General features: G+C 35.9%; 22 protein-coding genes and 2 tRNA genes. 8 read left to right on the forward strand and 16 right to left on the reverse strand.

Annotated elements, in window-relative coordinates; translation table 11 throughout:
* The 3 genes from JHC30_00845 to JHC30_00855 are packed head-to-tail and all read left to right on the forward strand — an operon-like array spanning position 1 to position 3405.
* Positions 1-687: a hypothetical protein gene (locus JHC30_00845; protein ID MCI4462702.1), complete on the forward strand. Its 687-nt coding sequence runs from the start codon at positions 1-3 to the stop codon at positions 685-687.
* Positions 666-2648 (forward strand): ATP-binding protein, encoded by a 1983-nt coding sequence (locus tag JHC30_00850; protein ID MCI4462703.1) that lies wholly within the window; start codon positions 666-668, stop codon positions 2646-2648. The genes JHC30_00845 and JHC30_00850 overlap by 22 nt, the downstream gene beginning before the upstream one ends.
* On the forward strand, positions 2629-3405 hold the full coding sequence (locus JHC30_00855; protein ID MCI4462704.1) for a PD-(D/E)XK nuclease family protein: 777 nt from the start codon (positions 2629-2631) through the stop codon (positions 3403-3405). Before JHC30_00850 ends, JHC30_00855 begins: the two co-directional genes overlap by 20 nt.
* On the opposite strand, the gene lexA is transcribed toward JHC30_00855, so the two are convergent.
* The 3 genes from lexA to JHC30_00870 all read right to left on the reverse strand — a co-directional run bounded on the left by lexA (position 3398) and on the right by JHC30_00870 (position 6702).
* On the reverse strand, positions 3398-3991 hold the full coding sequence (gene lexA, locus JHC30_00860) for a repressor LexA (protein ID MCI4462705.1): 594 nt from the start codon (positions 3989-3991) through the stop codon (positions 3398-3400). The genes JHC30_00855 and lexA overlap by 8 nt on opposite strands.
* An 85-nt stretch (positions 3992-4076) precedes the next feature.
* On the reverse strand, positions 4077-5372 hold the full coding sequence (locus JHC30_00865; protein MCI4462706.1) for a DUF1015 domain-containing protein: 1296 nt from the start codon (positions 5370-5372) through the stop codon (positions 4077-4079).
* Positions 5365-6702: a TrpB-like pyridoxal phosphate-dependent enzyme gene (locus JHC30_00870; GenBank protein ID MCI4462707.1), complete on the reverse strand. Its 1338-nt coding sequence runs from the start codon at positions 6700-6702 to the stop codon at positions 5365-5367. The genes JHC30_00865 and JHC30_00870 overlap by 8 nt, the downstream gene beginning before the upstream one ends.
* A gap of 275 nt (positions 6703-6977) precedes the next feature.
* On the opposite strand from JHC30_00870, the gene JHC30_00875 reads away from it, so the two are divergent.
* A complete protein-coding gene (locus tag JHC30_00875; GenBank protein ID MCI4462708.1) occupies positions 6978-7778 on the forward strand; it encodes a metallophosphoesterase in 801 nt (266 codons plus the stop codon).
* 370 nt (positions 7779-8148) lie between these two features.
* Here JHC30_00875 and JHC30_00880 read toward each other — a convergent pair.
* Positions 8149-8232 (reverse strand) — tRNA-Leu (locus tag JHC30_00880).
* 6 nt (positions 8233-8238) lie between these two features.
* The gene (locus tag JHC30_00885) at positions 8239-9903 is read right to left on the reverse strand and encodes a ribonuclease J (GenBank protein MCI4462709.1); all 1665 of its coding nucleotides are present in this window, start codon (positions 9901-9903) and stop codon (positions 8239-8241) included.
* A gap of 41 nt (positions 9904-9944) precedes the next feature.
* Between JHC30_00885 and JHC30_00890 the strand changes: the two genes are divergently transcribed.
* Positions 9945-10019 (forward strand) — tRNA-Gln (locus JHC30_00890).
* A 93-nt stretch (positions 10020-10112) separates the two neighbouring features.
* On the opposite strand, the gene JHC30_00895 is transcribed toward JHC30_00890, so the two are convergent.
* Genes JHC30_00895 through rplS form a run of 4 tightly spaced genes read right to left on the reverse strand, consistent with a single transcriptional unit; the run spans position 10113 to position 11869 of the window.
* Complete coding sequence (locus JHC30_00895) at positions 10113-10355, reverse strand: YraN family protein (protein MCI4462710.1); 243 nt, start codon at positions 10353-10355, stop codon at positions 10113-10115.
* Positions 10348-10956, reverse strand: coding sequence for a ribonuclease HII (locus JHC30_00900; GenBank protein ID MCI4462711.1), 609 nt, complete (start codon positions 10954-10956; stop codon positions 10348-10350). Before JHC30_00900 ends, JHC30_00895 begins: the two co-directional genes overlap by 8 nt.
* Positions 10940-11473, reverse strand: coding sequence for a signal peptidase I (gene lepB / locus JHC30_00905; protein MCI4462712.1), 534 nt, complete (start codon positions 11471-11473; stop codon positions 10940-10942). Before lepB ends, JHC30_00900 begins: the two co-directional genes overlap by 17 nt.
* Positions 11474-11476: 3 nt before the next feature.
* Positions 11477-11869 (reverse strand): 50S ribosomal protein L19, encoded by a 393-nt coding sequence (gene rplS / locus JHC30_00910; GenBank protein ID MCI4462713.1) that lies wholly within the window; start codon positions 11867-11869, stop codon positions 11477-11479.
* Positions 11870-11987: 118 nt separating this feature from the next.
* Between rplS and JHC30_00915 the strand changes: the two genes are divergently transcribed.
* Entirely contained in the window at positions 11988-12881 is an 894-nt protein-coding gene (locus tag JHC30_00915; protein MCI4462714.1) for an EamA family transporter, read from the forward strand.
* Here the strand turns inward: JHC30_00915 and JHC30_00920 are convergent.
* The 7 genes from JHC30_00920 to JHC30_00950 all read right to left on the reverse strand — a co-directional run bounded on the left by JHC30_00920 (position 12853) and on the right by JHC30_00950 (position 16881).
* Positions 12853-13437: an RNA methyltransferase gene (locus JHC30_00920; protein ID MCI4462715.1), complete on the reverse strand. Its 585-nt coding sequence runs from the start codon at positions 13435-13437 to the stop codon at positions 12853-12855. The two genes, JHC30_00915 and JHC30_00920, sit on opposite strands and share 29 nt — an antisense overlap.
* Positions 13434-14186: a tRNA (guanosine(37)-N1)-methyltransferase TrmD gene (gene trmD, locus JHC30_00925; GenBank protein MCI4462716.1), complete on the reverse strand. Its 753-nt coding sequence runs from the start codon at positions 14184-14186 to the stop codon at positions 13434-13436. The genes JHC30_00920 and trmD overlap by 4 nt, the downstream gene beginning before the upstream one ends.
* An 18-nt stretch (positions 14187-14204) precedes the next feature.
* Positions 14205-14624 carry a YlqD family protein gene (locus JHC30_00930; GenBank protein MCI4462717.1) on the reverse strand — a complete coding sequence of 140 codons (420 nt, stop codon included), beginning with the start codon at positions 14622-14624 and terminating at the stop codon, positions 14205-14207.
* Positions 14625-14640: 16 nt separating this feature from the next.
* Complete coding sequence (locus JHC30_00935; GenBank protein MCI4462718.1) at positions 14641-14889, reverse strand: KH domain-containing protein; 249 nt, start codon at positions 14887-14889, stop codon at positions 14641-14643.
* Positions 14886-15158, reverse strand: a complete 273-nt coding sequence (gene rpsP, locus JHC30_00940) for a 30S ribosomal protein S16 (GenBank protein MCI4462719.1) — start codon at positions 15156-15158, stop codon at positions 14886-14888. The genes JHC30_00935 and rpsP overlap by 4 nt, the downstream gene beginning before the upstream one ends.
* Before the next feature lie 68 nt (positions 15159-15226).
* Entirely contained in the window at positions 15227-15820 is a 594-nt protein-coding gene (locus tag JHC30_00945; GenBank protein MCI4462720.1) for a YigZ family protein, read from the reverse strand.
* Positions 15817-16881 (reverse strand): DUF763 domain-containing protein, encoded by a 1065-nt coding sequence (locus tag JHC30_00950; protein ID MCI4462721.1) that lies wholly within the window; start codon positions 16879-16881, stop codon positions 15817-15819. Before JHC30_00950 ends, JHC30_00945 begins: the two co-directional genes overlap by 4 nt.
* A 59-nt stretch (positions 16882-16940) precedes the next feature.
* On the opposite strand from JHC30_00950, the gene JHC30_00955 reads away from it, so the two are divergent.
* Positions 16941-17609: a response regulator transcription factor gene (locus JHC30_00955; protein MCI4462722.1), complete on the forward strand. Its 669-nt coding sequence runs from the start codon at positions 16941-16943 to the stop codon at positions 17607-17609.
* A gap of 86 nt (positions 17610-17695) precedes the next feature.
* A complete protein-coding gene (locus tag JHC30_00960; GenBank protein ID MCI4462723.1) occupies positions 17696-18895 on the forward strand; it encodes a HAMP domain-containing histidine kinase in 1200 nt (399 codons plus the stop codon).
* The last annotated feature ends 87 nt before the right edge of the window (positions 18896-18982 follow it).

An 18982-nucleotide genomic window follows, 5' to 3' on the forward strand; every position in this document is an offset into this window, starting at 1 on the left:
GTGCTTACAAAGGATACCGTTTTAAAGAAGATTTTAGAAAGCGGAACAAAGGGGAAAACGAGAAGCGACATATACGGAAAGAAAACAAGCGAAAAAGAAACACTCGAAAAAATTATTGACGAACTAAAAAAAGAGGGGAAGATTTTAGAGAAAGGTAAGAGGCTATATGGAGCAGAGCAAGTCTCTCAACTTCCTGTAAAGAAGGAAGAAGCAGGCGAAGGCTTCGTCAAAATGCAGGATTTCCTCACATTAAAGGAGTTGTTTTCAAAAGAGATAGAGAGTCTAAAAAAAGAAGTAAAAGAATTAAGAGGACTAATATACCAGTTCAAAAGTGAAATAGACAGAGCCTACGACTACATAAACGACATATTTATATACCTTAAAGAGCCAAGCCATGAAAAAGTGGGTTCAGTGGACGTAGATCTTTTAAAGATGATTTACGATAATCTCAACGAAACTCGCCACTTTGGTGATTCTGTTCCTGTCCCGATTTTTAAGGACGAAGTTAAAAAGCATGTTGCTATTTCCGATGAGGAAATAGACAAAATACTTTTAGACCTCGATAGCAAAGAAATTATTTATCTACAGACACTTGATAACCCAGGCGATTTTAGCGACAGTGATAGGGGAATAAAATTTCAGGGAAGGATACTCTACTTTATAACATGGACGAAAAGAGAGTATTGATAGAAGAATTTAAAAAACTACAACCATACAAAGACAATGTAATTAAAGATCCTTTTGGAAACGAAATAATTGATGTAGAAAGCATAAATAAAAGTGCATTTGACAAAGTTATAAATGAACTTGTTGCTGTTAAGAAGTCAAAAAAATCTTCTATCCTTATTTTGCAGGGGGAACCTGGCTCTGGTAAGTCTCACCTTCTTGCAAGAATTTACAGGTACGCAGAAATTGAAAGGTTTCTCTTTGCACTCTACAACCCTCTTTTAGTAAAAAGTGGCGCAACATATTCATCGCTTCTGAGAAGTCTTTTTGACAGCTTTGAAAGAAAACACTCAGAACTCAAATCAAAGCCAATAAATCATATTAGAGGAGAGATAGTAAAGATTGGATTGAGAAACTACAACGCACAGGAAGAGCCAAGAATCCAAGTATTAATAAAGGAAATAAAAAATCCCAGGAAAACAGTTGTCCCATATGCATTGTACGAAAGCTTTAGAGCCTTGCCAGCAAACATTCAGGAAAAATTGAGAAAAATTATAGCAGAAGAGGCGCTTCAATATGTAAGGGAGGAAACAGAATTTAAAATTGGAAAGAAGTACCTAAAAGCAATAATTGAAGCAATTATCGATGAAAATAAATACCCCGTCTTAAGAGAACTGATAAGTGAAGGAAGTTTAACCAGAGAGGATGCAGAAAAACTAAATTTAACGACAGGATTTTCCATTAACGAAGATATAGCGTTTGAAATTATACAATCGATTTTTGTCCTTTCACCTTTTCCAATTTTACTTTCAATAGACCAGATAGAACATTTCGATAGGCATCTTGACAAAGATGGAATTATTAACTTTCTTGAGGACCTTTACAATTTAGTTGCAAACACAAAAAATGTGCTTTTACTTTTGAGTGCCCAAACGGCAATTTTCAACAAATGGAGATCATTTTTACCAGAGTATCTCAAGGATAGATTTTCCAATACGGCATCTCTTGAAGGAATGAGCTCAGAAGAAGGACTTGAAATAATAAAAGTAAGGAACAAGTATTTCTTCGAAAAACTCGAAGTTAAATTAGACGACCCCTATTTCCCCTTTGATAAAGATGATCTACTTAAAAAAATAAAGGACAACAAACTAAGATCGCCACGAAAAGTAATTGAACTTGCAAATGCGATCCTTGAGGGAGCACTTCCAGAGAAAAAAGGCGTTGAAGAAGAATTTGAAAACATCCTTAAAAAACAAATATACAATAAAGATGATTTTGAAGACTCTCTGGGTGAATTACTTGCAACCCTCTTTAATGCAGTAAATCTTTCGCCTCGTGGTAAGAAACTCGTGCTCCGTGTAGGAGAAATTGCTATAGGCATAGACAATTCGAAAAACTACTACTCAACGACAAGAAAACTTTCAAGCGCTTTAAGAAAGAAAGGGCTTAACAAAGCAATTTTCGTTAGGGACGAAAAAATTCCCGTAAGGGAAGGAACAAAATCAATCGAGCTTATACGTAAAAACAACATAATACTAAAGTACTACACGCTGGAAGCCGGGAAAAAGTTAATGGCTCTGCAAAAACTTATAAGTTACACTGAGTCTAAAGATATTGACCTTGACTTGAAAGATGTTTTGAAATTCGCAATGGATCTACTGAAGAATTTCTTTGAAGATGTTGTGTCGTTAGAAGAGTTGAATAAATCTATCGATAAACAGGAAGATTTTAAACAAATTCGTAAGTCCAAAGAAGAAAGACAAATAAAAACAAAAGGAAACAAAACTGTTGCAGAAATTGTTGAAAGAATAAGAAGCGAATTTGAAGAAGGAAAAATACAAGTTGCAAGATTATCTCAATACATTTCGAAAGACCAATCTTCACTTGTTCCAGAAATTTTAAAACTCCTTGGGACAATACCGTTTATTAAGATCCGGGAACTAGAAAATGGAGAAATTTTTATTGCAAAAAAACCTTCATAAGTTTTCAGTTTCAGAAATTCTTTTGATGTCAAAATGCAAAAAGGCACTTGAGCTGAAACGCAAGGGCTATAAAGTAAATTTTGGATATGAGAATCCCCCCTATACAGGCATACTGTTTCACAATGTAATAAATAAATTTGCAAAAAGTTTGGAAAACAACCTTTTTAACGAAACAAATATCAAAGGTGAAAACTTATTAGCATTCATAAAAGATAGGCTTTACCAGATATTTATTCAAGAAATAGAAAAAGATAGAAAATCATCGCTTGATGTCGTCTGGAATTACCTTGAAGATTTTTCAGTACTTCTTTTTACCTTATTAGAAAATAGCAATGACAACCTGAGAGAAATATTTTTGCAATCAGAACGACCTTTTAAATTTAAGTTGATGGATAATGTAATGATCTACGGAAGGTATGATGTTCTCTTAAAAAGTGGAAATAAAGTAAAAATAATTGATTACAAAACAAGAAATGAAGATTTTGAACGCGATACATTCCAGATTGCATTATACTATGAAGCAGTGAAAAAGACATTTGGGATAGAGCCTGAGCCCGTGGTGATGTATTTTGAGAACGGGAAGATTTTAACAGAAACTTATACAAGAGAAGAAATGGAAATAACGCTTGAGGTAATTAAAAACCTTGTAAACGAATTTATAACCGAGTTTGAAAAAAGCGAAATCAAACCCACGCAAAATAGAGATACTTGCAAACAATGTAATATGCACAAATACTCTTTTTGTAAGTTTACTTAGAAATCCCTCTGTATAAGCCGATTACTTTACCTATAATCTTCACATCCCTTGTTATGAAAATCGGTTTGTACTTTGGATTTGCAGGCATAAGATAAAGACCATCTTTCATCTTCTCAACTTTCTTAACTGTTGCCTCGTCTCCGATGACAGCAACACAGATATCACCAACGGAAGCAGGTATGTCAGGGTCAACTATAACAAGATCTCCATCTTCAATGTGTGCTTCAATCATGCTATCGCCTTTGACCTTCAACACAAAGGCGTGGGGATGAAGCCTTGGATCAACAGGAAATGGAAGAAAGCCCTGTATTTCTTCAACCGCTACGGTAGGTTCACCTGCGTGGACTGCACCAACAAGAGGAAACTTATTCATAATAGGCGCAACAACTTTTATAGAGCGGGCTTTGCCTTCAGTTTTAACATAACCAAGTTTCTCAAGCCTCTTTACATAGTCGTAAACTGTTGCAATCGAGCGCAAACCAAGTTTCTCTTGAAGGTCTCTGTAGGTAGGGGTTATTCCCTCACCTAAAAGTTCAATCAAAGCATCGAGAACTTTCTTTTGCTTGTTAGTAAGTTTATTTTCCATATTCCACCTCAGCATATTATACGAACATTTTTTCAGTTGTCAAGTAGATAATAGTTTAATTTTATAGTACGCGCAGGAACGGTCCCTAAATTTCTCTCAAACTTGACTCTTCAACATAAATTTCACTCCTCTTTAAGCTTATATCTCCTTCGAATCGGTTAAGTAAAAGACCATTTAAAAGTTTTGGATAAAAATTTGTAGATTTTTCTGGCATAAGAAGCCCAGCCTTTGTGATATTATCGATTTGTTCAATAGTCGGGGGTTTTAAGATAAACAAGATCTTTTTGCTCTCCTTTGCTTCTTTAATTGCTCTCTTTAGGTTTGTTTCGTAAGAAATCATACTATTATCAATATCTATAAGAGGGAGTATAAGCTTTTCAAGAACTACCGCACTTAAATTTCTAAACTTTTTAGGTACTCCTTTGAAAGAAATTTCGTCAAAACTTTGCTGTTTCTTTTTCAGGACAAAATAGTAATTGTTTCCTAAATAAATAGCAAAATCTTCCTCATCAGGATAAAGTCTTTGCTCTAAATCCTCTAAAGGTTTCTTATGCAAATAAAAGATTGAATTTAGCTTTCTCGAAAAATCATCCATATTAGAAACGCTAACAAGCCTATAAATTGGAAGAATGCTTATATTTTCCCTGGGATAAACATTCACAAAAGCCATCATGCGAAAACTAAAAACCTCATCAAAGTTATTATACTCTGCGTACCTTAGAGATGCTTCATACCTGTGATGGCCATCAGCGATAATTAGATATTTATCTTTCATTATTTTTTGTACTTTTGAAATAACTTTCAAATCGCTTACTCGCCAGATTTTATGAATATTTCCATACCAATCTTCTGCCTCAATAACTGGAGAAACTTTCTTAAAAGGCTCAATAAGGGATTCAACTGAGTAGCTTTCATCCTTGTAAAGCGTGAAAATTGGTCCTAAATGTGCATGTGTAGACTTTAGAAAATCAAATTGAAGTTTAACAGCATCCGGGAAAGTCTTTTCATGAGGTCGTATAATCCCTGTATTATAAGGGGAGAGCCTCCCCAGCGCTATAAAGCCTTTCTGGACTTTCAGCTCTCCCCTTAAAGAATAAATCCTGTCGTAAGCGTAAATACTTTCCTCCGTCTCTTGAACAAAGACACCTTTTTTAATCCATTCATTTAAAACTCTATTCGTGTAATTAAAGTCCCCTTTTATAATTCTTACAGCATTAAAAGGACTCCTTTTTCTATACTCTTCTTCCATCCGTAAAGTAATCTCATCAAAAGGCTGAGTTACAACATTACTAAAGTCCTTTACAATATCTAAATTGTAATAAAATGCTTTAAATGGTTTTATAAGAGCCATTTCAGGCGGTCCTTTCTCGATTTTATACATTGGGGAGTTCTCTCATTGCTTTTTCTATCTCCTCTTCTGGATATTCGTAATCCTGCAATTTATTTTGGAAGAAGGCATCATATGCCGCAAGGTCAAAATGCCCATGACCAGAAAAGTTGAACACGATAACATCGTCCTTTGTTGCCTTTTTTGCTTCTTCTATTGTCGCTTTTATTGCGTAATTTGTCTCCGGTGCAGGTAAAATACCTTCGGTTCTTGCAAAAAGTATACCTGCCTCAAAAACTTCTCGCTGGAAGTATGCTTGTGCCTCTATAAGTTGATGCTTCAAAAGAAGACTCAAAATAGGAGAATCCCCATGATAACGCAAACCACCAGCATGTATTGGCGATGGAATAAATGAACTGCCAAGTGTAAACATTTTAAGAAGTGGTGTTACTTTTCCTGTATCTCCGTAATCGTATCGGTATTTTCCTCTCGTGAATGTTGGACAAGCAGTCGGCTCCACTGCTATGAACCGAATATTATTCCCCTCCAATTTGTCTTCAAGGAATGGAAGCATGAACCCACCAAAATTACTTCCTCCACCCACACAACCTATCATAATCGTCGGCTTAACTCCAATTTTCTGTAATTGCATCTTTGTTTCAAGCCCAATAACCGTCTGATGGAGTAAGACATGATTTAATACACTTCCAATAGCATATTTTGTATCTTTGTGAGTCAATGCATCTTCTACTGCCTCTGAAATTGCAATACCCAGACTTCCAGTTGTATCAGGAAATTGCTCTCTAATTTTTCTTCCAACTTCAGTCATTTCGGTTGGAGACGCATAACACTTTCCTCCCCAGGCCTCCATAAGTAATCTTCTATAAGGCTTCTGCTCATAACTTGCCTTAACCATATAAACTTTTACTTGCAGCCCAAATTGGGCACCTGCAAATGATAGGGCTGAACCCCACTGTCCTGCGCCAGTTTCAGTTACGAGGTTTTTTACGCCCTCTTTTTTAGCATAATAAGCCTGTGCAACTGCTGTATTAGGTTTGTGAGAACCAGGAGGGGAGACGGACTCGTTCTTGTAAAAGATCTTTGCCTTCGTGCCAATAGCTCTTTCTAAATTTTCCGCTCTTACAAGTGGGGTAGGCCTCCATGTTGCATAGACATTTCTTACCTCTTCAGGAATTTCAATGAATCTTTCGAAAGCCATTTCCTGTTCAACGCTTTCTTTAGGAAAAATAGCCTCAAGTTGTTCAGGTTTTACCGGCTCGTTGGTTACTGGATCAAGGGGAAGTGGAACAGGTTCGGGTAAATCGGGAAGTACATTGTACCAGTACTTCGGTAGTTCTTCTTCGCTTACTACTACTTTTTTCATCTTTACCTCCTTAAAAATTATTTTTATAAATAAAAATAGGAGCCCCTTCCAGGGCTCCTATCAGGATTTATCTATAATTACGGATTAACTTTTCATAAGAAAGTCATATCCGCCCTGGAGGGTAAACCCGTTTCCAGAGCGCCACCACCAAGCCCAACCAACAAACCTTACTTCAATATGAACTTTCTTTTCCATTTTGGGCAATTATACAAAAATAATATTTTCAGTCAAGTATTTGCAATTTGTTTTTAATGTTAACAATTGTATAATTAAGTATGAAATATATTATAATTTTGCTTTTAATTTTGATAGCTGTTTACGGATTCTGGATTGAACCTAATATGGTTAAAATCTCAAATATAGAAATCGCCTCTTCAAAATTTGACGAAACCATAAACAATTTCACAATAGTTCAGATTTCGGACTTGCACATAAAGGAATACGGCATAAAAGAGCAATTTGTAGTAAAATCACTTTTAACAATAAAGCCTAATCTGGTAGTTTTTACAGGAGACTTCATAGACAACAAAAACGATATTAATACTTTAAATGATTTTCTAAAAGCATTTAGAGCATCTTATGAAGGTGACTCCTTTGCAGTCTTGGGAAACTGGGATTATAACACTGAGCCTGACGAAGTTATAAAACTTTTAGATAATTACGACATAAAAGTATTGAAAAACAAAAATATCTACTACGAGTACGGAAACAACAAGTTTTACATAATAGGAGTTGACGACCCCATTACAGGGCATGATGATCTTGATGCAGCACTTTTCAGAGTTAACCAAGATTTATTCAATTTGCTAATAGTACACGCACCTGATATAGTAAACAAGTTTCAAAATGGGACAAAGTTTGACCTGATACTAACAGGACATACGCACGGCGGTCAAATTGGTATCCCATTTATAGCAAGGAAATTGGCACCAACATCAACAGATTATATAAGAGGTTTATATAATACAGAATTTGGGACAATGTATGTGAATAGAGGAGTAGGAACAACTATTATACCTTTAAGATTATTTTGTCCGCCTGAACTTACAGTTATTAAACTAAAGAAACAAGATTAAAAATTGGATTTTTCGCATAATTTCAAAGAAGATAACTCTTATTAACAATAATAAGGAATTCATGAGATAAAAAATGACAAAAACAACCAATTAAATAAGGGGTTAATTATACTAACAGAACCCTTTTAAAAGGCTGTTTCTTAAATTTTTATAAACCCTTGAGATTTTGAGTTTAGAGAGACAAAATTTTGTTCGTAGGTACTAATACCCATTTTGAGGTAAAATTGACGCTCTACGACGCTTTAAATGCACGGTTTTAGATAAGTATTGATGCAGTCTCTACGAAAAAATGCGTGGTTTAAAGGGGTGGTTTTTGAGCAATAAAAATTCAAAAACGGCATGAAAAGTCCGGTTTATAGGAATGGCAATTTGGTGCGGGAGGAGGGATTTGAACCCTCACGGGTCGCCCCACTGGAACCTGAATCCAGCGCGTCTGCCGTTCCGCCACTCCCGCAAGAAACTATTTTTCTGTTAAAACAGAAGATATTACCATCGGAGGCTTTACACTCTTTTTGAGAATGCTTTTCACGCTCCGCTCAATTTCATTAGATATATTACCAAAATCTCCCTTTTTTGCAAAGGTTTTTACTATTTTTTCAACCTCTGCCTTTATTTCTCGCAAGATTTCGCCCTCCTGCCCCCTGGGCAAAACAAAGCCACGAGTCTCAATGTGTATAGGACGTGCAAACTCTCTATTTTTCTTTAAGAAAACAATTATAAGAAGTATGCCTTTTGTTGCAAGTTCTTTTCTCTCGCCAATATGAGTTAAATCTCCCTCGCTTTTAACGGGGAATTTCATATTGCCTTCTACAAGCACTTCGCCAGTTGAAATCTTTGGCAATTTTCTCAATTTTCCGTTTAATAGAGCAACTCCCAAACCGTTTTCTACAATAAAAATATTCTCTTTTGGAATACCCTCTTCTTCTCCAATTTTCTTTGCATAGACAAGGTGCTTGTACTCGCCATGAACAGGAACAAAATATTTAGGTTTCACAACATCTATCATAAAGCGAATGTCCTCCTGAGAACAGTGCCCCGAAACATGGATTCCGTCCTCTTTTCGATAGTAAACAAAAGCACCTAACTTAAAGAGTTTGTTAACAACCTCCGAAACCAATCTTTCATTCCCAGGTATTGGATCCGCTGAAATTATTACGATATCGCCCTTTGTTATTTTAATGCCGTTATGCTCTCCATTTGAAATCCTTACAAGACCAGACATTGGCTCGCCTTGTGTTCCGGTTGTTACTATTGTTACCATTTTCTTTGGAAGTGCACTTATATCGGAAAGTTCGATAACGCTCTCATCCTTAACTTTGAGATAACCAAGTTTAGAGGCAATTTTCACTGATTCTATAATGCTTCTTCCGTCGAATGCAACTTTTCTTCCAAGCCTTTCGGAAATATCAACAACCTGTTGTATTCTATGGATGTTTGTTGAGAATGTTGCAACAATAACCCTGCCTGGCGCAGACTCCATTATTTTGAACAAACTTTGCCCTACTATTGCTTCAGACCCAGTAAGTCCACTTTCATCTGCGTTTGTGGAATCAGAGAAAAGCACATCAAAGCCATCTTTGGAAAGTTCTTCAAGTTTCTCTATATCCATCTGCCTTCCATCTATTGGAGTTGCATCGAATTTATAATCTCCCGTAAAAAACACCCTTCCTTCGTCTGTCTTTACTACAACTCCAAAACTTGCAGGAATACTGTGAGTAACGGTTATGAAGGTAAATTCAAAATTACCAACTTTAATAGTTTCTCTTGGCTTAACAACCTCAAACTTCAAAGCACTCTTTAGTTTTGGTGGAAGATTTTCTTTAACAAGTCCTAAGGTTAAATCAGAACCTAATATAACTGAGGGTTTTACTTCTTCAAGAAGGAACCTTAGCCCACCAATATGGTCAAGGTGTCCGTGTGTAAGCACGATTGCCTTAATCTTATTCTTGTTCTTTAATAAATAACTATAATCTGGGATTATAAAATCAACACCAAACAAATCAGGTGGTGGAAATTTAAATCCAAAATCAATAACAGCAATATCCCCTTTGTACTCAAGCATTGTAGAGTTCTTGCCAATTTCACCAATTCCGCCTAACGGAATAATCTTAAATTCGTTTTTCATCTCTTGACTTCTCCTTAAAAATCATTAAAATATAAAGGCATTGGGGCGTAGCCAAGCGGTAAGGCAACGGACTTTGGATCCGTCATTCGAAGGTTCGAATCCTTCCGCCCCAGCCAGCAAATAATTAAAAAATATCTCTAATATAAGTAATTTCAAATTCATCTCCCACTTTAAGTATATCCAAAATTCCAATTTCGTAATCAACATTTTTATTTCCTAAGTAAAAATTGATAGAATTCACTATATGGCTTATTTTTTCTTTTATTTACCGCTTCAACTCCTCTTCCATATTCAGAGGAAGTCCTTGTTTTCACTTCGACAAAATAGAGTTTTTTACCTTTTCTTGCAATTATATCGATTTCGCCAAAAGGAGTCCTAAAATTTCTTTCAACAATTTTAAAACCGTTGTTTTGCAAATATCTTGCGCCAATATCTTCCCCTTCTTTACCCAAAGAGCGTGACATTCTCAAGACCCCTAACAAATTTTTTTCTGTGGACAGGACTTATCCCAAATTTTTTCAAAGCTTCAAAGTGTTCCTTTGTTCCATATCCTTTATTTTTTTCAAATCCGTATTGAGGGTATGCATTTGCAAGAGCAACCATAATATTGTCCCTGTAAACTTTTGCAATAATAGAAGCGCAACTTATCTCATATATGAGGTTGTCGCCATTCACGATAGCCTTTACTTTAAAGGGGATATCAGGAATAGGTTTGTTACCATCAACAAGGACAATGAAATCCTCTGGATAGATTTCTCCAAATTGTTTTGTATAACTCAGAAGAAGGCTGTCAATAGCCCTTCTCATTGAAAGAAAAGTTGCATTCAAAATATTTAAGGATTCTATTTCTTCAACGGATGCGGTACCTACACCAAAGGCAATTGCGTGATTTATAATTTCGTTAAAAAGTAAAAATCTTTTCTTTGGGATAAGTTTTTTACTGTCCTTTACGCCTTCTATTCTGTGCTCTATGATTACAGCAGCCGATACAACTGGACCTGCAAGAGGTCCTCTTCCCGCTTCATCAATCCCTATTTTAAGGATTTTCCCCACTGTAAGCAATAAGACTCTGTATATGATTTATAGGCCAGTAAACAAGTACAGCACGTCCAATAATGCTTGAAATTTTTATAGGACCAAATGCCCTTGAATCAAGACTAACAGACCTATTGTCACCCATTACAAAAACAGAGTCGTAAGGGACTTTCACTTCAGGCATATCAGACATTGGAGAATCTACATAAGGCTCTTTAAGAGGTTTGCCATTAATATAAACAACGCCATTCTGGATTGAAACAGTTTCTCCTGGAAGTCCAATTACCCTCTTTATGTATTTATCATTTGGATTATTAGGGGGGATAAACACAACCACATCCCCCCTGTGGGGCTTCGAAAACCTGTAAGTAATTTTCTCTACAAGCACAAGGTCGTTCGGCTCAAGGGTTGCAACCATTGAGGTCATTTGAACCCTGAAGGGCTGAATAACATAAGCCCTGAGCAAGAAAGAAATAGCAAAAGCAACTACTATTAAAACAATCCAGCTTTTAAGTTCTTTCTGAAAATCACTCATTTATTAAGCGTTATTTTCCTCTGAGTTATTAGTAGTTTCTACCTTCTCGGTATTTTCAACTTTTTCTTTTACATTCTGGGCTTTACCAAGTCTTTCTCTAAGATAGTAGAGTTTTGCCCTTCTAACATCACCTTTTCTCTTTACTTCAATTTTTTTTACAAGAGGTGAGTGCAACGGAAAAACCCTCTCTACACCAACACCATAGGAGACTTTCCTAACAGTAAAAGTCTCGTTAATGCCGCCGCCATTCTTTGCTATAACGATACCCTCGAAGACCTGGACTCTTTCTTTTCCACCTTCTTTTACAATTGCGTGGACTCTGACTGTATCGCCAACACTAAAGTCGGGCCTTTCCTTAAGGTATTCCTTCTCAATTTCCTTCAAAATTTCCTTCATATCAATCAACCCCTTTCACATTTTCAAATATACCAAAATATTATACAGATTTCGAATACTTTTGCAACAAATTTTAAAGCTTTTTGCTATAATAATTTAAAAACTTCCGGAGGCACTTATGGAAAAGAAAACTGGATTAATTGTAAACCTTAGTCTTTTTCTTCTTTTTCTTGTGTGGGCAAACTCCTACACATTTATTAAAATTGCAGAAAGACAACTTGAACCAATTGCACTTGTTATAGCAAGATTTTTTATAATTTTCCCTTTCTTATTTCTTTTTAAAGATTTTTATTCCGGTTTAAAAAAGATAAATTCAATTAACGACTTTTTAAAGATATTTTTAGTTGGGCTCCTCATAGTTCCTTCATACCACATATTTCTAAATACCGCTGAAACAATGATTAACGCATCAGTTGCAGCACTTGTTGCTGGTTTTAGCCCCGTTATTACTGGCGTTTTTTCATCATTGATACTCAAAGAGAAACTTGAAAGAAAAAGAATCTTAGGTCTTTTTATTTCTCTTTTAGGAGTTATACTTCTTACCTATGGTATTTCCCACAAATTTGAAATCAAGAATACATTAGGCGTTATTTTAAGTTTGACATCAGTTACATCTTGGGCTCTTGCAACAGTTACATCGAAGTCCCTTTACAACAAGTTTAAGCCAATTGAAGTTAATACACTCGGCCTTTTCTTTGGGACTCTTGCACTAACACCTTTCATAAAAAGAAGCTACATTGAACAGATTCTAAGCATGAATACGCAAACTCTTATCGCTGTCTTGTATCTTGGAGTGCTGTGTATCCTTATAGGTTATGCAGTCTGGTTTAAAGCACTCGAATATAAAGAAGCTTCGACAACCGCAACATTTATATATTTAAACCCAATAATAGGAAGTTTAAGCGGTGTAATATTCCTCAAAGAACCAATGAATATAACAATGATAATAGGTGGAATTACAATAATTCTTGGCTTGTTCTTTGTTAATCCGTTGAAGATGCAGAAGAAATAGCCTTAAAAGAAAGAATAATTCTATCAAGAACGATTGATGCAGCGCTCCTCACCGAGAGGTGATTGAAGTCCGTAATGCCTACTATTGGCGGTAAAAAGCCATCAAAGTTTACTTCAAAGTCCTCAGGTATTCCCCAGCCAGTCCCGAAGCAAACAAGCACAGGCTTGTCTTCTATGAGCCTCTTTGCAATAAAGTCATAATCAACCTTGTTTTTACGCTCTTTTGCAGATGTTCCGATAATGAAAGGCTTTTCTTTTTCCTTTGATTCTATATCCTTAATTACATCGAAAAGTGAATCCTTAACATCCATTACTGAAATTGCCTCTAATCGATTAGGATTGTATTCATAGCCAACAGTTTGCCAGAACCGGACAATCCTGGACACGACCTTCTTCTGCTCTTCCATAGGTTGCACTACATAAAAGGTTTTAACTCCATAGGTTCTTGCTGCTCTCGACATATCATGAAGGTCATGGATAACGATACTTGTTGCAACAATTTCTCTATTTTTGTTATATGCTGGGTAATGAAGAAGAGCCATATAAAGTTTAATCATGTTATTCTCCTTATTAACTCCTCAATTTCCAATCCGATTTCTTTTAAGAGTTCTTTTTCTTCTTTGGTAAATTCGTGCTTTAAAAGCAAATCTGGTCTCTTAAGTAAAGTCCTTTTAAGAGATTCCTTTTTTCTAAATCTTTCAATTTCCTTGTGGTTTCCGCTCCGTAAAACCTCTGGAACACTTTCCCCTCTAAAATCAAACGGGCGTGTATATTGAGGATACTCAAGGAGGTTACTTTCGAAAGTTTCTTCCGATAGAGATTCCTTGTTGTGAAGTAATCCCTCAACTAACCTTAATGCTGCATCAAGGATAACAAGTGAAGCTATTTCACCACCACTTAAAACATAATCCCCAATTGAAACTTCCATATCGACAAAATTCATAACCCTTTCATCAACACCTTCATAATGGGTTGGTATGAAAAGGATTTTCTCCTTGGAAGATAATTCTTTTGCAAGTGTCTGATCGAGTTTTATGCCTTGTGGAGAGGTAAGTATTTTGAATTGTTTACCATAGTTTTCTTCAATATACTCTACCCCTTTCACGATTGGTTCTACAAGCATTACCATACCCGCTCCACCACCATAAGGCGTGTCGTCGGTTGTTTTATGCTTGTCCTTTGTAAAGTCCCTAAGGTTATGAACATAGTAATAAAGAATATTTCTTTCTATTCCAACTCTAAACAAACCAAAGGACCTTGCACATTCGAAAAACTCAGGGAATATGGTGAGAAAATGAGCTTCCATAAAGTAAAAGAGGCACCCTTAGGTGCCTTCTTTAATCTCTACTACAACACCGTCTTTAACGAGGACCTCAACACCTGCAATCTTCTTGAAGAGATTGTCACCCACATCAACATCCACAAGGCCCTCAATAACCGTATACGGATAAATGCTTTCAAGCGGTAATGCTTCTATTTCTTTGATCTTTTCTCTTAAATCGGCAGCAATAGCCTCTTGAAGCATCCTTTCTTCTTCAATTCTTGCTTTTAAACTTTCAACATAGGTTGGATTTTGAATGCCTGCACTCTCAATAACAAGGCGCGCAAGCGACGATTTTAACTCACGCGCCTTGCCCTCTGCTGCTTCCAATTGTCTTGAAATTTCTTTTTTAAAATCTTCTTTAAACTTTTCGGTTACTATAACTTTGACTATTACATTTTGCTTAAGGTGAAGCACACTCATCGAGCACTCCTTTAGGTTATGCTCCTCTTGGCTTGGAGTTGATCTGAATGCTTGCTGCTTTTCCAATCTTAGAGGATGCTGCTTTTACAATAGTTCTTAGTGCGTTTGCGGTTTTACCCTGCTTTCCGATAACCTTACCGATATCGGAATCTGCAACCTTTATTTCGTAAATAACTGCAGTTTCACCTGCAACTTCTGTAACCTTAACTTCTTCTGGGTTATCAACTAATGCTTTAACAATGGTTTCAATAAGTTCTTTCATCACTTACCTCCTTTGAGTTTTAGGTACTCGTCCCAAATTTTTGCTCTTTTGAGAAGATTCAATACGCTTTCTGTAGGCTGCGCGCCTTTCTTTAACCACTCAAGAACCTTTTCCTTGTCGAAAACAAGTTCTTCTGGTTCCACAACTGGATTCCAGTGTCCAACAATTTCAATAACCTTGCTATCAGTTGCAAAACGCGAGTCGGAAACTATAACCCTGTAGAATGCTCGATGAGGTGCTCCAACTCTTGCAAGCTTAATTTTTGTAGCCAACTTTCGCCTCCTAAAATCAGTTTCGTCTAAATCAATTTATTATAACAAAAATCAAAATCGTTTGCAAGTTAAAAATTTAAAACAGAAAAATTTATTCTTACATCTTTTTTAAGAAGTGAAGAAAATTCATCCAATAGATCTTCATCAATTTGTACTACTATTAAACCATCCTCTGTGAATTCCCTTTTTACAATTTTGTGCGGTATCTTACTCAAAGCGTAGTTCACAAAATTGAAGGAGGAGTATGGAAACCTAACCTCTAAAGTTTTAGTTGTCTTCTCTTCTACAATATTTGCACTTTTTATTGCAAATTCCGCAGTCGATCCATACGCCTCTATTAAACCAGGGATGCCTAGTTTTACACCACCAAAGTAACGTGTTACAACAACACAAATATTGTAAACATCAAAATGTCTTATCGCATTAAAAATAGGAACTCCTGCAGAACCACTTGGCTCCCCATCATCCGAATAATACTGTTCACGCGTTACAAGCCTGTATGCATACGGGTTGTGGTTCGCATCTTTGTATTTTTCTTTTATAACATCCAAAAAAGCTTCCACCTCTTTTAAATTCGAAACCTTCTTTACGGTCCCTATGAAAATTGACCTTTTAATAACATTTTTTACTACGATATCTTTTTCTACTGTATTAAATTTCATATTGCAAGGCTTTTTAACTTTGTAAGCAGTTTTTCCTTCTCAAATTCATCAAGTTTTGCCTTCTTAATTGATGTTTCAAAAACTTCGATAGTTTTATCGTAAATATCTCTCATAACAGGATAGGGATAGCCATCTTTTCCACCGTGCGCAAAGGAAAATGTCGCAGGATCTTTGTAGGAAAGAGGCGTTCCAAAAAGAAGGTGCGAGGAAAGTGCTAATGCCCTTAAACTCTTTTCTCCGAGCCCTTTAACAAGCAATAATTCTTCAAAGTCTTTAGGATTTACATCTTTTACAAAACTAAAAATCTTAGAAAGACGCTCTCTATCAAAATCACTTTCATAAATAGGATGGTGTGAAGGAAATTTTATTTTCTTTATTTCATTTACAAAATTACCATCATTTGCAAGGAAAACCATCTTCTCCTGTGTTTCTCCGATAGTAGCATCAACAAGGTTCAGAGGCTTTTCAAACTTTACAGTAATAACTCCTTTATGCGGATCTTTTACAAAACTCTTAAGCCCAAAAGAGTTCCAGTGGTACCTCCGTGCATAACGATTTTCCTCTTTCATTCCCTGCTGCACAATTGTCCAGTTTCCAAATTTATCAAATACAACGAAATGATGATAAAGTTTATAACCATCCTGCACACAGGAAGAGTCAATCTTTGCAACTAAACGAGAAGTCCTCTTTAAGGTATTTGCAATATTTTCACTTACATAGCCCTTCTCTAATATAAAATCAATATCTACTGGTGTATCTAAAGCCCTTGCCCCTTTCCCCCCTGCAAAAAATACGCCATAATTTTTGCTTTCCTCTCCAAATCCTGAAATTATTGCACCAGTTGTCGTTGTAGTAAGCCCCGAGCTGTGCCAGTCAAAACCAAGAAGACACCCAAATGATTGAAACCATACTGGATCGCTTAATCTTTTAAGGTACTCTTCAACTCCAAAGAATTCAATAATAGCAGAAGAAAGTGCTCGTGCAAGTTTCTCCATCCGCTTAAAAAGCCAGGGCGGTGCATGTCCTCCGTGAAGCGGCAAATCAACATATCCTTGTTTCATACAACAATTATACACATATCCATCTTTTGAAAAAGGAGTGTTTTATATATAATTAAAGTATGAAGAGAATAGCGATAGTAGATGACGAAAAGGACATCGTTGACCTTGCCTCTTTTTATATCGAAAGGGAGGGGTTTAAGGTTGACAAGTACTACACTGGGGATAGTTTCCTTAATGCAATTGGTTCGAAAAGGTATGACTGCATTGTTCTTGACTTAATGCTTCCAAATGTCGATGGTCTTACAATCCTGAAAACGCTCAAGTCAAGAGAAGACACGAAGGATATCCCCGTTATAATACTCACTGCAAAAAATTCAGAGGGGGATATGGTGCTTGGATTGGAAATTGGTGCAAATGATTACATCCCTAAACCATTTTCACCAAGGGTTCTTGCTGCAAAAGTTAAGGCTTTTGTTAGAGAAGGTAAAAAGACAACAATCCAGGCAGGTGATATAACTCTTGACATCGCAAACTATGTTGCTTACTGCAAGGACAGAGCAGTAAAACTTACACCTACTGAATTCCGCATTTTGAAGGTACTCGTTGAAGGCAAGGGAAAAGTCTTTACAAGAGAAGAACTTCTGAGTGAAGCCTTTCTGCACACTGTTTCACCAACGGAACGTGCTGTTGATGTCCATGTAAAAAGCATAAGAGACAAACTTCATGAGTGCGGAAAGTATATTGTTACGGTGAGGGGGGTTGGCTACAAATTCCAATTAGAAGAATAAATTTTACCCTCTTAAGCGCTGCAGGGTTAATACTAATTTCCCTAATAACCTTACCTTTTAGGAACCTCTTAGGGTTATCTTTTACTTTGTTAACAATTTCATTTTTAATCCTGGTTGCATACATCTTTATTGAATCAAACGAAATAGGTGACTTAGAAAAATTCCTTAAAAACCTCATAGAGAAAAAGGAAATAAAAAATTTCGAAGGTGACTCAAAGATCTTTGAAGAAGTTCGAATTTTCCTTAAAACTTTAGGCGAATCATATTTAAGGGAAGAAAGCGATTTAAGAAACATAAGAACAATCTGTAATGAAATCTCTTCAAAAGTAGACGAAGCGATAATCATAATAAACGCAGAAGGAGAAATAGTTTTTAAAAATAAGGAGGCTGAAAACCTTATTAAGCTTAAAGACAAGAAACTCTACTATGAAGCCATAAGAAATAGCACCATCATAACAATTATAGGAAACGCACTAAAGGAAAATAAAACAATAGAGCAAAATGTAGAAATTAACGGGGTTTTGTATAATGCCACACTTTCGCCAGTTACTCTTTATGACAAGCAACACATTCTTGCAATTTTCAAAAAACTTGAGGATTTTAGAAACGAGACATTCCTCAAGAGTCAATTTTTGGAGGCAGTTTCTCACGAGATGAAAACTCCACTTTCCTCGATTCTTGGAACAGTTGAGATATTAGAAAACGAAAATTTCATAAAGAAAAAAGGGCTGCAATTCCTTACAATATTAAAAGAAAATACCGAAAGGCTTAAGAAACTCACAGAAAGAATTTTAAAGTTAAGTGAAATTGAATCTGTTAGAAATAGCCTTAAAGAAATAGTAGACTTAACAAAATTAGGTGAAGAAGTTGTAAAAAAATTTGAGAATCAGTTTAAAGAAAAGGGACTTGAGTTTACATACGAGATACAAGAAAATACAAAAATAAGAGGCAACTACTTTTTATTAGAAGATGTTTTAATAAATCTCCTGGAAAACGCAATGAAGTATACTGAAAGTGGTAGAGTATCTCTAAAGATATTCAAGGACGAAAAATATGCATACATTGAAGTAGAGGACACAGGAAAAGGAATAAGAGAAGAGAACATCGACAAAATCTTTGAACCTTTCTACAGAGAAGACCGCTCAAGAAACGAAAATGTAAAAGGGACAGGACTTGGTTTAACAATAACTAAAAGAATTGTGGATATGCATTCAGGAGAAATTAAGGTAGAAAGTAAACCTGGTGCAGGAACAAAGTTCACCTTAAAGTTCCCGAAAGTTGATTAACACAATTTAACCATATTTTAACCATTTCTTAACTAAAAATGCTTTTTTATGGATATTTTTCCACTTAAGATGTAAGTGGAGGTGAAG

It is taken from the genome of Caldisericum sp., from assembly GCA_022759145.1.
Taxonomy (GTDB): Bacteria; Caldisericota; Caldisericia; order Caldisericales; family Caldisericaceae; genus Caldisericum.

Bases quoted from the DNA above. Each gene is read 5' to 3' on its own strand.
- JHC30_00870 (MCI4462707.1), bottom strand. From the start codon at position 6,702: ATGAAAAAAGTAGTAGTAAGCGAAGAAGAACTACCGAAGTACTGGTAC.
- lexA (MCI4462705.1), bottom strand. From the start codon at position 3,991: ATGGAAAATAAACTTACTAACAAGCAAAAGAAAGTTCTCGATGCTTTG.
- lepB (MCI4462712.1), bottom strand. From the start codon at position 11,473: ATGAGTGATTTTCAGAAAGAACTTAAAAGCTGGATTGTTTTAATAGTA.
- trmD (MCI4462716.1), bottom strand. From the start codon at position 14,186: ATGGAAGCTCATTTTCTCACCATATTCCCTGAGTTTTTCGAATGTGCA.
- rplS (MCI4462713.1), bottom strand. From the start codon at position 11,869: ATGAAGGAAATTTTGAAGGAAATTGAGAAGGAATACCTTAAGGAAAGG.
- JHC30_00850 (MCI4462703.1), top strand. From the start codon at position 666: ATGGACGAAAAGAGAGTATTGATAGAAGAATTTAAAAAACTACAACCA.
- JHC30_00950 (MCI4462721.1), bottom strand. From the start codon at position 16,881: ATGAAACAAGGATATGTTGATTTGCCGCTTCACGGAGGACATGCACCG.
- JHC30_00945 (MCI4462720.1), bottom strand. From the start codon at position 15,820: ATGAAATTTAATACAGTAGAAAAAGATATCGTAGTAAAAAATGTTATT.
- JHC30_00915 (MCI4462714.1), top strand. From the start codon at position 11,988: ATGGAAAAGAAAACTGGATTAATTGTAAACCTTAGTCTTTTTCTTCTT.
- JHC30_00955 (MCI4462722.1), top strand. From the start codon at position 16,941: ATGAAGAGAATAGCGATAGTAGATGACGAAAAGGACATCGTTGACCTT.
- JHC30_00885 (MCI4462709.1), bottom strand. From the start codon at position 9,903: ATGAAAAACGAATTTAAGATTATTCCGTTAGGCGGAATTGGTGAAATT.
- JHC30_00930 (MCI4462717.1), bottom strand. From the start codon at position 14,624: ATGAGTGTGCTTCACCTTAAGCAAAATGTAATAGTCAAAGTTATAGTA.
- JHC30_00920 (MCI4462715.1), bottom strand. From the start codon at position 13,437: ATGATTAAACTTTATATGGCTCTTCTTCATTACCCAGCATATAACAAA.
- JHC30_00865 (MCI4462706.1), bottom strand. From the start codon at position 5,372: ATGTATAAAATCGAGAAAGGACCGCCTGAAATGGCTCTTATAAAACCA.
- JHC30_00875 (MCI4462708.1), top strand. From the start codon at position 6,978: ATGAAATATATTATAATTTTGCTTTTAATTTTGATAGCTGTTTACGGA.